Below are 14,381 nucleotides of genomic sequence, written 5' to 3' on the forward strand. Positions count from 1 at the left end.
TCTAACTTTCACTATTAAATTTAACTCTAAGTAAATTTATCTTATATCTTTCAACTTTCTCACATATCAAGGTAACATCATCAACCTTAACAACATCTCCACTTTTTGGCAGGCGATTAAGATAGTCAATTACCAAACCTCCAATAGAATCATTTTTAACTTCTTGTAAATTTCTATTAAAATAATCATTGAAGTCGTTGATATGCATACTTGCATCAACTATAAATTCATTATCAGAAACCTTATAGACTTTTTCATCATCAGGGTCATATTCATCATAAATATCTCCCACAAGCTCCTCAATTATATCTTCAATTGAAACAAGTCCTTCTGTTCCCCCATACTCGTCTACAACAATGGCTAGAGAAACATTCATTTTTTTCATAGATTTAAAAAGATCAATAATATTCATATTCTCATAAGCATAAAAAGTTTGCCTAAGCATATCCTTTAATATTACTTCTCTTCCCTCAGCTACAAAAGTTACTATATCTTTCATATGTAATACACCAACAATATTATCTATACTTTCCCCATAAACTGGAATTCTTGAGTGCTTACATTCAATTAAAAATTCATCAAATTCTTTTTTGCTAGAATCAATTGCTATAGCTTCCATATTGGTTCTTGGAGTCATAATATCTGATGCAAAAGATCCACCAAAATCAAAAACATTATTAATAATTTCACTTTCTTCGTTATTAATAACTCCTTGTTCCTCACCAACATCAACTATAGTTTTCAAATCTTCTTCTGTTACTATATCACTATTAACAGAGCCTGCTGACATTTTCTTTGTAAGATATTTTGTAAATAAACCCAGTAAAAATACCAGGGGTTTTAAAAATAAAGAAATTATATAAATTGGCTTGGCAAATCTAAGCCCCATTTTTTCGCTATTAATTTGGGCTGCAAGTTTTGGAGTAATCTCTCCAAAAATTAATACAGTAATGGTTACAACAACAGTAGAAATAGCTGCTCCAGCTCCTCCAAAAATATCAGTAAAAAAAAGGGTTGCAATAGTTGTTGTAAGAATATTTACAATATTATTTCCAACAAGAATTGTAGTTATAGTATTTTGGCTATCTTCAACTAGTTTTCTAAGCAATTTTGCATTTTTAATTTCCTTTTCTTCAAGCTGCCTTAATTTAAATTTATTTATAGAAGTAATGGCAGTTTCTGATGATGAAAAAAATCCAGATAATAAAATGCCAAAAAACATTACAATTAACTCAATTATATTTTTTGTCGTCAAAACTTCCTCCTTGAATATATTATATGAGAAATTTATAAAAAAATAAAGTGATTAAATAAAGTATTTATGATATAATAAGCCCGAAAAAAACATAGGAGGAAATATGGAAAAAAATTCTAATCAATCTCTTGCCAACAAGATTTTCAGATTAAAAGATCACAAAACTGATGTTAAAACTGAAATCATGGCAGGAATCACAACCTTTATGACTATGTCATATATCTTAGCTGTAAATCCCCAAATTTTAGGAGATGCTGGTATGGATAAGGGGGCAGTTTTTACTGCAACAATTATTTCATCAATTATCGCAATTTTAATTATGGCTTTTTATGCCAACCTTCCATTTGCACTTGCTCCTGGAATGGGACTAAACGCATTTTTCACCTATACAGTTGTAATGACTATGGGAAAAAGTTGGGAATTTGCTCTTGCAGCTGTATTTATAGAAGGAATTGTTTTTATTATTTTATCAATATTTAATGTTCGTGAAGCAATTTTTAATGCTATACCAAGAAGTTTAAAAACAGCAGTATCTGTAGGAATTGGATTATTTATTGCTCTAATAGGTTTATTAAATTCTACAGTAATTGTAAAAAATGATGTAGGACTTGGACTTGGTAATTTAGTTAGCAAAGAAAGTTTTATATTTTTTATAGGACTTTTGATTATGGCAGTTTTAACTGCAAGAAAAACAAAGGGAGCTTTATTAATAGGTATTATAATTTCTACAATTATTGCAATCTTTACAGGAGTAAGCAAGCTTCCAGAAGGCGGAATTATTCAACTACCACCATCACTTAGCCCAATATTTTTAAAACTTGATTTTTCATCAATGCTTTCATTTGAAATGTTTTCTGTTGTATTTGCATTTTTATTTGTAGACTTATTTGATACTGTAGGAACACTTACAGGAGTTGCAACAAAAGCAAAAATGTTAGATGAAAATGGAGAATTGCCTAATGCTGGACGTGCACTTTTTGCAGATAGTATTGGTACAACTCTTGGAGCACTTTTGGGAACATCAACAGTAACTACATTTGTAGAAAGTGCAACTGGAGTTGCAGAAGGAGGAAGAACAGGATTAACTGCTTTATCAGCAGGATTTTGCTTTTTCTTATCAATATTTTTCTATCCACTTATTACAATAATTCCACCACAAGCAACTGCAGCAGCTCTTGTAATGGTAGGACTATTTATGATAGATTCAATTGTTGATATAAACTTTGGAGATTTTACAGAATCATTCCCTGCATTTATGACAATAATAATGATGCCATTTGCTTATTCAATTGCAGAAGGAATCGCATTTGGAATGATTTCATACGCAAGCGTAAAATTATTAACAGGAAAAGGAAAAGAAGTTTCACCACTTGTTTATGTACTTGCCTTAGTATTTTTACTAAGATATATATTCCCACTATTTGGATAAAAATAGGCACAAAAAATCCCATCGTAAAGATGGGATTATTTTTTTACATTTTTTCTTCTACAGATTTTATTTTTTGATCAAGACTTGCTTTCTTGTCACGTCTGTCATCTATTTTTATTACTGAGTATACTCTATCAGCTCCGTTTTTAAAAACTGATTCTTGGCAGGCTCTTATTGCTTCAAAGGCTCTGTCTATATCTCCGTGAATTACTGTTCCCATTGGATTTAATCTTACTTCCAAATCTTCATATTCTTTCAAAACTTTTTCGCATCCTGCTACATATTTTGAAACTGAAGTTTCTTTTGTTCCTATTGGTACTACTGTTAATTCTAAAACTGCCATAATTCCTCCTAATATTTATTATTGTAAAAATCTTCAAATATTTTTATAGCTTCTATATGATCTTTAACTCCCCCAAGCTCCCTTATTGAATGCATGGAAAGAATTGGTGTTCCTACATCAATTGATTTTATTCCAGATTTTGATGAAACTATTGGACCAATTGTAGATCCACCGACCTTATCAGATCTGTTGTGAAAAGTTTGAACTTTAGCCCCAACATTTTTTGCATGTCTTAAAAATCTTTTTCTAGTTTCTATATTTGTTGTGTAGGCTCCATTAGAAGCTACCTTTATTCCTATACCCATATTTATTCTTGTATTATTAGTAGAATCAAATAAATTACTATAATTTGGATGAATAGAATGAGAAAGATCTGCTGAAATTAAATACGAATTTGAAAGGGCAATAAAATAATCCTCCCTATCATATCCTAAATTCATTACAATTCTTTCCAAAACTTGGTCTAAAAATGGAGATTTGGCTCCAGCTCTTGTCCCTGATCCAATTTCTTCATTGTCATTTAATACGCATATATTAAATTTTTCATTTTTGCTATTTATTAAAGCAGTAAGAGATTGGTGGACGCTTGCAAGATTATCAAGCCTTCCAATATGGATAAATTCATCATCACTTCCCATGATAGATCCTTTTTGCCTATCAAAAAGTGCCAGGTCAAAATCTATTATATCTTTATAATCAATACCAATTTCTTTTGCCAATAATTTTTGCAAATAACCATCTTTTTTAAAATCATCTTCTATTGTTTTTATTATAGGAGAAAGCTCATCTTGCATATTGTATTTATAGCCTTGATTTAAGTCCCTATTTATATGAATTGCACAATTTGCAATTGTCAAAAGGTCCTTATCAATTTTTATAAGTTTTGATTTAAATTCACCACTATCTTCATAAACAAGCTTTCCTGCAAGGGATAGGTCCCTATCAAACCAAGAAGAAACAATCATTCCCCCATATCCTTCAATATTAAATTTCAAAAATCCGTTTGAAGTCATTTCTGGATTTGATTTTATTTTGAAAGTTGGAGAATCAGTATGAGATCCAATTATATCAAACCCCCTTCTTGGATCATCTCCCACACTAAAGGCAATAAGGGCCGTATCATCACGACTTACAAAATATTTTCCACACTTTTCAAGTTTCCATTTCTCATTTTCTTCTAATTTTTTAAAATCATTTTTTTCTAAAATTTCAATAGAATTTTTGACTGCAAAATAATTTATAGGACTATTGTCAATAAATTCTATTAAATCATTGATAATTTCTTTTGTATTCATATAATATATATTACCCTTAAAGGTTTTTTATAAAAGTGAATTTTGACTTTTAAGAGAAATTTGTCTTATAATAATAAAAAGAGCACGGAGGTAAATATTTATAATGAAGAAATTACAAGAAGTAATATTAAACCAAGGTACAGTCCTTGGTAAAGATATTTTAAAGGTGGATTCATTTCTAAACCATCAAATAAAACCAAAATTAATCAAGGAGATGGGCGAAGAATTTGCTGAACATTTTAAAGATAAAAATATAAATAAAATTCTAACAGTAGAATCATCAGGAATTGCCCCAGCAGTAATAACAGGCCTTGTACTTGATTGTGATGTAGTTTTTGCAAGAAAACAAAAATCTCTAACAACTGACGATAATACATATTCTTCAACTTGTTATTCTTACACAAAAGAAGAAATGAAAAGACTTATAGTAAGTAAGGACTTTTTAAATGAAGATGATAATGTCTTATTGATAGATGACTTTTTGGCAAATGGTCAAGCTGCCAAGGCTATGGTTGCAATTTGTAAGCAAGCAGGAGCAAAGGTTGCAGGAGTTGGTATAGTTATAGAAAAATCATACCAAGACGGAAGAAAACTTCTAGATGACATGGGATTAGATGTTTACTCTCTAGCAAGAATTTCCCACATGGATGGAAAAGATATAGAATTTATTGATTAATTTAAGATGGCTTTGGCCATCTTTTATTTTTTTATATATTTTCACAAAAAAAGATTTCACCTTATTTAGTGAAATCTTTTTATTTTATGAATTTATAATTACATCTACTTGTTCAAGTAGGACATTTTTATTGTGAGAGGTTGTTGATGAATAAGCAAATATCAAACCTTCATCGTCAATATTTAATGTCTTCATTATTTCTTTTATATGTTTTTTTAAGTGTGTTTTAGGTATTTTATCGTATTTGGTTGCTATAACAAATCCTGTAAATCCAGAATCTATTATCCACTCATACATTTCTTTATCTTGTTTAGTTGGGGCATGTCTTATATCAACTAAGAGAAAAACTTCCTTTAAATTTTCCCTCTTATATAAATATTCGTGGATCAAATTATTCCATTTTTCTTTTTCTTTTTTTGAAACTTTGGCATAGCCATAACCTGGAAGGTCCACTAGCCTAAATTTATCATTTATTTTGTAAAAATTTATGGTTTTAGTTTTTCCTGGTTTTGATGAAGTTTTGGCTAGATTTTTTTTACCCAAAAAAGAATTTATGAAGGAAGATTTTCCTACATTAGACCTTCCTGCAAAGGCAATTTCATCAAAATTATCATTTGGAAATTGGGAGGCAAATCCTGCAACTTGATCTAAATTTACTGTATTTATTTTCATATCAAGGCTTCCTTTAAAACTTGACCGACATTAGAAACTTTAATAAAATTAATTTTATCTCTTATTTCCTTGTCTATATCTTCAATGTCTCTTTCATTTTCTTTTGGAATAATTACATTTTTTATATCATAAGAATAGGCTGCTAGGGCTTTTTCTTTAAGTCCACCAATTGGTAAAACTTCTCCTGTAATTGTAACTTCTCCAGTCATGGCAAGGTCTGACCTTACTTTTTTTCCTGTAAGGGCTGATGCAATTGCTGTTGTCATGGTAATTCCTGCTGATGGGCCATCTTTTGGTGTAGCTCCTTCTGGAACGTGGACATGGATATCTTTATTTTTGTAAAAATCTGGATCAATTTTTAAATCTTTGGAATTTTTCCTTAAATATGAAATTGCAGCTTGGGCTGATTCTTTCATTACATCTCCAAGACTTCCTGTAAATAAATTTGCCCCTTTTCCATCCATGGCATTTACTTCTATTGTTAAAATTGTTCCCCCAACTTGGGTCCAAGCAAGTCCGTTTGCAATTCCTACCTTATCTTCCTTAATTCTTTGGTCATCAAAAAATCTTTCCTTACCAAGATATTTTTCATAATTTCTCATGGAAACATTGACTTTTTTCTTTCCTTCAAGGATTTCTTTTACAGCACGTCTACATATTTTTGCTATATTTCTTTCAAGAGACCTTACTCCTGCCTCTCTTGTGTAAGATTTTATAATTTTTTCAATTAATGGATCTGAAATATTTAAATCTTCTTTTTCAAGGCCGTTATTTTCCATCTCTTTTTTTATCAAATATCTTTTAGCAATTTCTTCCTTTTCTCTTTGGGTGTAGCCAGAAATTTGAATAATTTCAAGCCTATCAAAAAGAGCGGGAGGGATGTTTGAAATATCATTTGCAGTTGTTATAAAAAATACTTCTGATAAATCAAAGCCTATATCAAGGTAACGGTCAATAAATTTATCATTTTGTTCTGGATCTAGGACTTCTAGAAGGGCTGATGAAGGATCTCCCCTAAAATCTGACCCTAATTTATCAATTTCATCTAACAAGAATACTGGGTTTTTTACCTTTATCCTTGATAAATTTGACATAATTCTACCAGCCATAGCCCCAACATAGGTTCTTCTATGACCTCTTATTTCTGATTCGTCAGTTACTCCACCAAGACGCATTGAAATAAATTTACGGTTTAAGGCACGGGCAATTGATTTGGCAATTGAAGTTTTACCAACTCCTGGAGGGCCAGCAAGACAAATTACTGCTGCTTGGTTGTCGCCTTTTTTCTTTCTAACAGCAATTGATTCTAAAATTCTCTCCTTAACTTCCATAAGACCATAATGGTCTTCGTCCAAAACTTTTTTTGCATGGATTATATCAAGATTATCCTTTGATTTTTTGGACCAAGGAAGGCCTAAAACAAAATCAAGATAGGAAGTTATAACCCCATAGTCAGGGCTCATTTCAGGAATCATTTCAAGCCTATCAATACTTTTTAGTAAAGTTTCCTTATCTTCCTTATTTATTTTTAATTTTTTGATTTTTTTCCTAAAGGCATCTGCCTCATTTAAATCTTTTCCTGTAAGGTCATTTAGCTCATCTTTTACAGCATTTAATTTTTCCCTTAGGTAGTATTCTTTTTGTCCCTTATTTATATTTTCTTGAACCTTGGCGTCAATTTTTTTAGATATATCCTTTAATTCAATTTCTTTTTGGATAAGCTTGTGAAGATTTAGCAATTTTTCTTCTATATCAAGCTCCTTTAATATAGAATAATTTTCCTTTGGACTTAAGGGAAGATAATAGGTTATAAGGTTTGCAAGTTTATCAATATTATCAATTTCAACTAGTGAGAAGGCAATTTCTGGTGGAATTGTGTTGTCAATAGAAACATATGACCTAAAGTCTTCTATCAACATTTTTTTCAAGGCTTCAATATTTTCATTACTTTCAAAATTTTCTTCATCAAAAATATATTCCTTTACATTAGCCTTAAAAAATCCATCTTCAATTTTTACATCCAAAACTTCCCCAAGGCATTTCGCCTCAATCAAGACCCTGAGTTCTCCGTTTTGAAGGTTAAAGGTTTGTTTTATTTTTGCAACTGTTCCATAATCATAAATATCTTCTTTTTTTGGATTATCTTCTAGGATATCTTTTTGATTTACCAAAAAAATTTCAGATTCATTTAAAAGGGCATCTTCTACAGCCTTTTTGGAAACTGACCTTTGGCAATCAAAATGGACTACAGTATCAGGAAAAGCCCACAAGCCCCTTACAGGAACCATCGGGTATTCTTTTGTATCTGTTTTATAGATAAAGTTCATTTTATCTCCTTGTGTTATAAAAAGGGAGCCCTAAGTCTCCCTTTCTTATTTGTATATTAATTTTTTCTTATCTTCAATAGCGCCTTTTGATACAATAACTTCTTTTATGTGATCTTTTGAAGGAATTTCATACATTACATCTAAAAGTAGGTCTTCAAGAATTGTCCTAAGTCCTCTAGCACCTGTTTCTTGCTTGAAGGCTTTTTTGGCAATTTCTCTGACAGCCTCATCTTCAAAAGTTAATTTTACTCCATCAAGTTCAAATAGTTTTTGATATTGCTTTAATAGAGAATTTTTAGGCTCTTTTAAAATTTTTACAAGACTGTCTACATCCAAATCTTCGAGTGAAACAACTATTGGAACCCTTCCTATAAATTCTGGAATTAAACCATATTTCAAAAGATCTTCTGTTCTTACATCAGCCAAAGAAATTTCTTTATTTTCACTATCATCTGATCCAAAACCAATTGATTTTTTGTTGGTTCTTTGCTTTATGATATCTTTTATTCCATCAAAAGCCCCACCAACAATAAATAAGATATTAGTAGTGTCAACTTGTATATATTCTTGGCTTGGATGCTTTCTTCCACCTTGTGGAGGAACATTTGCAACTGTTCCTTCAATAAGTTTTAAAAGCGCTTGTTGGACTCCTTCTCCACTTACATCACGAGTTATAGAAGGATTTTCACTTTTTCTAGTTATTTTATCAATTTCATCTATATAGATTATTCCTGTTTGGGCAAGTTCTATATCATAATCTGCAGCTTGAACTAATTTCAAAATAATATTTTCAACATCTTCCCCAACATAACCTGCCTCAGTTAAACTTGTAGCATCTGCAATTGCAAATGGCACATTTAATTTTCTGGCTAGGGTTTGGGCAAGAAGAGTCTTACCAGATCCAGTTGGTCCTAGCATCAAAATATTTGATTTTTGAAGCTCAACCCCATCATCCTTGTCATAGTTTGAATTTATTCTTTTGTAATGGTTATAAACTGAAACTGATAGGGTCTTTTTTGCCATTTCTTGTTGGATAACATATTGGTCTAAATATTCTTTTATCTCTCTTGGTTTTGCAAGTTCTATATCCATATTCTTACTTTGCCCAAAATTTTCTCTTTCAATTATTGATGAGCAAAGTTCAATACATTCATTACAAATAAAGGCATCAGGACCTGCAATTAACCTATCAACTTCATCTGCACTTTTGCCACAAAAGGAACATCTATTTTCTTCAAATTCCATCTTACTCATATTTTACTCAATTACCTTATCTATTAGGCCATATTCTTTTGCTTCATAAGCATCCATTGAAAAATCTCTGTCAGTATCTTTTTGAATTTTTTCAATAGTTTGACCAGTATTATCTGACAAAATTTTATTTAATCTTTTTTTGATTTTTAAAATTTGTTCAGCTTGGATTTGAATATCACTTGCTTGACCTTGGGCCCCACCTGATGGTTGGTGGATTAGGATATTTGAATTTGGAAGAGAAAATCTCTTTCCCTTTGCTCCAGATGAAAGTAAGACTGCTCCCATTGATGCAGCTTGACCTATACAAATTGTAGATACATCTGGTTTTATATAATTCATTGTGTCATAGATAGCAAGTCCTGCTGTAACTACTCCACCTGGCGAATTTATATAAAATTGAATATCCTTGTTTGGATCTTGGCTTTCCAAAAACAAGAGTTGAGCAATAATTATATCACTTACCCCATCTTCAACAGGGCCTGTTAGAAAAATAATCCTGTCTTTTAATAATCTAGAGTAAATATCATAGGCACGCTCGCCCCTGTTTGTTTGTTCTATAACTGTAGGCACTAAAAAGTTTTTTGCGTTCATAAAATCTCCTTATCTTTTTTGGAGTTTATGATTACTAGTCTTCTTTTTCTTCTTCTTTAGTTTCTTCTTTTGCTGGAACTAATTTTACGTTTTTTTCTAGAATTTCTACAGCCTTTCTTCTTTTGATGTTTTCAACAACTGTATCTCTAGAAACATTCTTTTCGAAGATTTCTTTGAATTTTTCGTAATCATCTACTCCGTATTGTTTAGCAGCATCTTTAATTTCTGCTTCAACTTCTTCATCACTTGCTTCAACATTTTCTTTTAAAGCAACTTCATCCATTACAAGATTTGCCTTTACCTTATCTTCAGCAACAGCTCTATATTGGTCTCTAATGGCAGCCATGTCCATTTTTGTCATTTCTATATATTGTTGTAAAGAAATTCCCATTTGACGTAATCTTTGGTCAAGATTTTGCATTTCAAGATCAATTTCTCTATTTACAAGAGCATCTGGTGCACTTACTTCTGATTTTTCAACTAAAGCCTTGATAGCTTCATTTTGAATTTGAGTTTTTACAAATTTTTCCTTATCTTCTTTAATTTTTTTCTTTGTATCTTCTTTTAATTCTTCTAATGTTTCAAATTCAGAAATATCTTTTGCAAATTCATCATCAATTTCTGGAAGTTCTTTTCTTGAAATTGAATTGATTTCTACTTCAAATTTTGCATCTTTTCCTTGGAATTCCTTAGCTTGGTAATCTTCAGGGAAGGTTACATTTACATCAAACTTATCTCCAACCTTGTGGCCTTCAACTTGTTTTTCAAAATCTCCTACAAATGATTTTGATCCAAGAACTAAATCATAATTTTCAGCTTTTCCACCTTCAAATCTTTCCCCATCAAGGAAACCATCAAAGTCGATATTTACTGTATCTCCATCTTTAGCTTCTCCGTCTTCTACTGGGATAATTCTTGCGTTTTCTTCTTGTTGGTGTTTAAGTTCGTGTTCTACATCCTCATCTGTAACTTCTGATGGAATTTCTGTAACTTCAAGTTCAGAATAATCTCCAAGTGTTGGATGTGGTTTTGTTTCAACTTCTACCTTAAATACTACATCTTTTCCTTTTTCTATATCATCAAAATCAACTGATGGTTGATCGATTACTTCAAGATTTAATTCATCAATAGCCTTGTTATAAGGTTCTGGGAAAACTTCTTGGATTGCTTCGTCATAGAATACTTCTACTCCGTACATTTTTTCAATAATTCTTTTTGGAACTTTTCCTTTTCTAAATCCATCTACCCTATACTTAGACCTATTTTTTTTGTATACATTATCAACTGCTTTTTGGAAATCTTCAGCAGCTACTGTAAGGTCAAATTTTGCTATATTATTTTCATGTGATTTTAATTCTGTCATCTTTTTTTCCTCCTAAAACACTACATACTCATTATTTTAATATACTACTTGTCCTAATTTCTATCAAGATTAATATATTTATTTTTTATATATTTAATAATTTCACTTTTTTTATTTACTAGCTTTTCATCCATTACCAATCCATAAACTTCCTTTAATACCATACCAAGTTCCCTTCCTTCTTCAAAGCCCAAATCCAATAAATCACGACCTGAAAAATCTACCTGGTCTTCTTTTCTTGGAAGATCAGAATTTAAAATTTCTTCAAGATATTTTTTTGCTAGTAAAATATTTTCTGTATTATCATGGACTGTTGCCAAAACATCTGCCCTTTGTAGGTCAAAAAGATCATAAATATTTTCCTCTCCAACTTTTCTAAGAAGTTTTCTCACAGATTTTTTGGTGTAGGTATTAGTATTATCCATATGTCTTTGAACTAAAAGGGAAGTATCTTCTATAAATTTTTTGGGATATTTTAAAACCTTTAGCCTTTTTCTTATTATTTTTTCAGAAATTTCTTGGTGGCCAAAAAACCTCCCCTCACCATTTTCGTCTAGAAAAAATGTATCAATTTTTCCTGTATCATGAAAAAGGGCTCCCATCCTAGTTTTTAAATTACTAGGACAATTTTCTAAGACTTTCATAGTATGGTCAAACAAGTCAAGATTATGGTGGGATGAATGTTGGTCAAATCCTACCATCTTTTTTACCTCTGGAAAAATATAAGCCAAAAGATTTAATTCATCCAAAAGTCTAATTCCCCTTGAGGGATTTTTTGCAAGTAAAATTTTATCAACTTCATCCCTAATTCTTTCTTTTGAAATTTCTTCAATATGACCTGCCATATTTTTAATGGCATCTTTAAGCTTATCTTCTATAGAAAAATCTAAAACAGTGGCAAATCTTACAGCCCTAAGTGCCCTTAGGTAGTCTTCTTCTATCCTTTCATAAGGATTTCCAACTGCCCTTACTATTTTTCTTTCAAGGTCTTTTTTTCCATCAAATAAGTCAATAATCTCGCCCTTTCTTTGGGCCATGGCATTTATGGTAAAATCTCTTCTTTTCAAATCTTCTTCTATTGTATTAGAAAAGAAAATTTCATCTGGATGTCTTTTGTCCTTGTAGGAGGATTCTGCCCTAAATGTTGTAATTTCATATTCTTTTGACTTATAAATCACCTTGATAGTTCCAAATTTTTTGCCTATATCTATTAATTTTAAATCAGAAAAAATATTCATTATATCATTAGGCCTGGCCCTTGTTGTAAGGTCTATATCGTGGATTTCTTTTCCAAGAAGCTTATCTCTTACAGCTCCACCTACAAGATAAGTTTCAAATCCTTCCTCTTCTAGCCTATTTATTAAATACTTATAAGACATTAATTTTTCTTTCCAATTTTTAAATGGACATTTACAAAATTATCCCCATCATTGAGGCTAACCCCATCTGGAACATCAAGTTCAACTTTTTTATCAAATTCACCTTCTCTTATAGTGGATAGGTCAATTTTTTTAGTTTTAATCTTATCAATCTTATCCAAAATATTTTTCTCACCCTTGATTACAAGCTTGTTAGGAGAGATTTCGCTTTCCAAAATTTCTACATTCTTAGAATACTTATCATCATAAGAAAGGTCAATTCCTACTTCCTTACTTTGTAAAACATCAAAAGCTATTGATACGTCATTTTGAGAAAGGCCTACATTTTCTACAGTATTTCCATCTTTATCAACAGGTCTTATAGATATATCATGAATATTTCCATCAAGGTACTCATCCTTGTCAACATTCAAAATTAGCCTATCAACCTTATCAATATTATTTCTAAGCCCTGATACTGTGACCTTGCTTGCAGATTGGTTACTTACATTAATAATCTTTGATTCTTTTAGCCCATCAGAAACCTTAATTTCAAGAGCTAATTCCTTTTTAACAATTTTTTCAATCTTAAAATTAACATTTGATGGGCTTGTACTTTCAACCCTAATTCCAGAAGGGCCGTCTACCTTTATATTTAAAGTTTTGATTCCCTCACTCGGTGTTCCCAAATCAACACTTGCCACCAAATCATCAGCAGAAAGGGAAGCAAGGTCAGACCTTGATCCTTCAACTTTTACATTAACGCTAGAAACTTCATCTTTTCCAACCAAGGCGAAGCCTTCTTTTTGCATTAACTCTTGGTTTTTTATTGTTAAAGGAACATTTCTAACAGTTTTTGAAAGGGAAGGATTGGTTGATGTCATAACAAAAGCCCACATAATAATGGCCACAAGTATAGATAGGGCCATCAATTTCCTATCATTGTTCTTCTTCATCATCATCCCTCTTTCTTAAATTCAACTTATTTTCATCTTCTTTCAATTCCTTAACTAGCCTAGCCTTTAAGGATTGTTCATCAAAATACCTATTGATAAGTCCATTACTTACAAGAGAAATTGTTCCTGTCTCCTCGCTTACAACAACTACAAGACAGTCACTTTTCTCGCTAATTCCAATAGCTGCCCTGTGGCGGGTACCAAGTTCTTTTGACAAGGTATTATTAGTGGTTAAAGGCAAATAACAAGCAGCAGCCTCTATCAAATCATTTCTAATAATAACTGCCCCATCGTGAAGTGGGGTATTTGGAATAAAAATATTAATCAAAAGCTCGCTTGAAATTTCTGACCTTAAACTTGTACCACTTTCAATAATATCATTAAGGCCAACCTCTCTTTCAATCACAACCAAGGCCCCAATCTTTTGCCTTGATAAAGAACTCATAGCTGAAACAATTTCATCAATAGATCTCTCATTTTTATTATAAGAATCACTTATAAAAAAACTTCTCCCCCTACCAATTCTTTCAAGAGCAGACCTTAATTCTGGTTGAAAAACCACAATAATAAACACCAAAGAAACAGTAAAAAATTGATTCATAAGCCATGAAACAGTATTCAAATTAAAAATATCTGTAATAGATGCAAAAAATAAAACAAAAATAAATCCTTTCATAACTTGCTCAGCCCTAGTATTTCTTAGAAGCTTCAATAATTTATAAGCAATAAAAGCAATAAGGGCAATATCAATAATGTCAGTAATCCTAATTAATGATAAATACGCAATAAAATTATCTAAATAAGACATCACTACCTCCTAATTTTCTACATATATTATATACTTTATTAAAGTTTTTTGTAT

13 protein-coding genes are annotated in these 14,381 nt (G+C 31.1%); 2 read left to right on the top strand and 11 right to left on the bottom strand.

What is annotated here, in order from left to right:
• Position 1: 1 nt before the first annotated feature.
• Positions 2 to 1,255, bottom strand: a complete 1,254-nt coding sequence (locus CJ192_RS08500; RefSeq protein ID WP_039914129.1) for a hemolysin family protein — start codon at positions 1,253 to 1,255, stop codon at positions 2 to 4.
• A 103-nt stretch (positions 1,256 to 1,358) separates the two neighbouring features.
• Between CJ192_RS08500 and CJ192_RS08505 the strand changes: the two genes are divergently transcribed.
• Positions 1,359 to 2,684 (top strand): NCS2 family permease, encoded by a 1,326-nt coding sequence (locus tag CJ192_RS08505; protein WP_004814263.1) that lies wholly within the window; start codon positions 1,359 to 1,361, stop codon positions 2,682 to 2,684.
• A gap of 43 nt (positions 2,685 to 2,727) precedes the next feature.
• Here the strand turns inward: CJ192_RS08505 and CJ192_RS08510 are convergent, their stop codons facing one another.
• Positions 2,728 to 3,027: an MTH1187 family thiamine-binding protein gene (locus CJ192_RS08510; RefSeq protein ID WP_004814266.1), complete on the bottom strand. Its 300-nt coding sequence runs from the start codon at positions 3,025 to 3,027 to the stop codon at positions 2,728 to 2,730.
• Between the two features lie 8 nt (positions 3,028 to 3,035).
• Positions 3,036 to 4,322, bottom strand: coding sequence for a M18 family aminopeptidase (locus CJ192_RS08515; protein ID WP_004814268.1), 1,287 nt, complete (start codon positions 4,320 to 4,322; stop codon positions 3,036 to 3,038).
• A 103-nt stretch (positions 4,323 to 4,425) separates the two neighbouring features.
• Here CJ192_RS08515 and CJ192_RS08520 point away from each other — a divergent pair, with 103 nt between their 5' ends.
• Complete coding sequence (locus tag CJ192_RS08520; RefSeq protein ID WP_004814270.1) at positions 4,426 to 4,998, top strand: xanthine phosphoribosyltransferase; 573 nt, start codon at positions 4,426 to 4,428, stop codon at positions 4,996 to 4,998.
• 84 nt (positions 4,999 to 5,082) lie between these two features.
• Here the strand turns inward: CJ192_RS08520 and yihA are convergent, their stop codons facing one another.
• From yihA to cdaA, 8 genes are read right to left on the bottom strand one after another with little or no spacing between them, the layout of a single operon-like run.
• Positions 5,083 to 5,670, bottom strand: a complete 588-nt coding sequence (gene yihA / locus CJ192_RS08525; protein WP_004814271.1) for a ribosome biogenesis GTP-binding protein YihA/YsxC — start codon at positions 5,668 to 5,670, stop codon at positions 5,083 to 5,085.
• Positions 5,667 to 7,997: an endopeptidase La gene (gene lon / locus CJ192_RS08530; protein WP_102198470.1), complete on the bottom strand. Its 2,331-nt coding sequence runs from the start codon at positions 7,995 to 7,997 to the stop codon at positions 5,667 to 5,669. The genes yihA and lon overlap by 4 nt, the downstream gene beginning before the upstream one ends.
• Positions 7,998 to 8,042: 45 nt before the next feature.
• The gene (gene clpX / locus CJ192_RS08535; protein WP_102198471.1) at positions 8,043 to 9,251 is read right to left on the bottom strand and encodes an ATP-dependent Clp protease ATP-binding subunit ClpX; all 1,209 of its coding nucleotides are present in this window, start codon (positions 9,249 to 9,251) and stop codon (positions 8,043 to 8,045) included.
• 3 nt (positions 9,252 to 9,254) lie between these two features.
• Positions 9,255 to 9,842: an ATP-dependent Clp endopeptidase proteolytic subunit ClpP gene (gene clpP, locus CJ192_RS08540; protein ID WP_004814277.1), complete on the bottom strand. Its 588-nt coding sequence runs from the start codon at positions 9,840 to 9,842 to the stop codon at positions 9,255 to 9,257.
• 34 nt (positions 9,843 to 9,876) lie between these two features.
• On the bottom strand, positions 9,877 to 11,205 hold the full coding sequence (gene tig / locus CJ192_RS08545) for a trigger factor (RefSeq protein WP_102198472.1): 1,329 nt from the start codon (positions 11,203 to 11,205) through the stop codon (positions 9,877 to 9,879).
• 53 nt (positions 11,206 to 11,258) lie between these two features.
• Entirely contained in the window at positions 11,259 to 12,584 is a 1,326-nt protein-coding gene (locus tag CJ192_RS08550; protein WP_102198473.1) for a CCA tRNA nucleotidyltransferase, read from the bottom strand.
• Entirely contained in the window at positions 12,584 to 13,522 is a 939-nt protein-coding gene (locus CJ192_RS08555) for a CdaR family protein (RefSeq protein WP_244897303.1), read from the bottom strand. Before CJ192_RS08555 ends, CJ192_RS08550 begins: the two co-directional genes overlap by 1 nt.
• On the bottom strand, positions 13,503 to 14,327 hold the full coding sequence (cdaA, locus tag CJ192_RS08560; RefSeq protein ID WP_102198474.1) for a diadenylate cyclase CdaA: 825 nt from the start codon (positions 14,325 to 14,327) through the stop codon (positions 13,503 to 13,505). Before cdaA ends, CJ192_RS08555 begins: the two co-directional genes overlap by 20 nt.
• Positions 14,328 to 14,381: the final 54 nt, after the last annotated feature.

The organism is Anaerococcus hydrogenalis, from assembly GCF_002871895.1.
Lineage (GTDB): Bacteria > Bacillota > Clostridia > Tissierellales > Peptoniphilaceae > Anaerococcus > Anaerococcus hydrogenalis.

What these genes read in the sequence shown, in the direction of transcription:
- CJ192_RS08505 (WP_004814263.1), top strand. Translation starts at nt 1,359, where the DNA reads ATGGAAAAAAATTCTAATCAATCTCTTGCCAACAAGATTTTCAGATTA.
- CJ192_RS08510 (WP_004814266.1), bottom strand. Translation starts at nt 3,027, where the DNA reads ATGGCAGTTTTAGAATTAACAGTAGTACCAATAGGAACAAAAGAAACT.
- CJ192_RS08515 (WP_004814268.1), bottom strand. Translation starts at nt 4,322, where the DNA reads ATGAATACAAAAGAAATTATCAATGATTTAATAGAATTTATTGACAAT.
- CJ192_RS08520 (WP_004814270.1), top strand. Translation starts at nt 4,426, where the DNA reads ATGAAGAAATTACAAGAAGTAATATTAAACCAAGGTACAGTCCTTGGT.
- yihA (WP_004814271.1), bottom strand. Translation starts at nt 5,670, where the DNA reads ATGAAAATAAATACAGTAAATTTAGATCAAGTTGCAGGATTTGCCTCC.
- lon (WP_102198470.1), bottom strand. Translation starts at nt 7,997, where the DNA reads ATGAACTTTATCTATAAAACAGATACAAAAGAATACCCGATGGTTCCT.
- clpX (WP_102198471.1), bottom strand. Translation starts at nt 9,251, where the DNA reads ATGAGTAAGATGGAATTTGAAGAAAATAGATGTTCCTTTTGTGGCAAA.
- clpP (WP_004814277.1), bottom strand. Translation starts at nt 9,842, where the DNA reads ATGAACGCAAAAAACTTTTTAGTGCCTACAGTTATAGAACAAACAAAC.
- tig (WP_102198472.1), bottom strand. Translation starts at nt 11,205, where the DNA reads ATGACAGAATTAAAATCACATGAAAATAATATAGCAAAATTTGACCTT.
- CJ192_RS08550 (WP_102198473.1), bottom strand. Translation starts at nt 12,584, where the DNA reads ATGTCTTATAAGTATTTAATAAATAGGCTAGAAGAGGAAGGATTTGAA.
- CJ192_RS08555 (WP_244897303.1), bottom strand. Translation starts at nt 13,522, where the DNA reads ATGATGAAGAAGAACAATGATAGGAAATTGATGGCCCTATCTATACTT.
- cdaA (WP_102198474.1), bottom strand. Translation starts at nt 14,327, where the DNA reads ATGTCTTATTTAGATAATTTTATTGCGTATTTATCATTAATTAGGATT.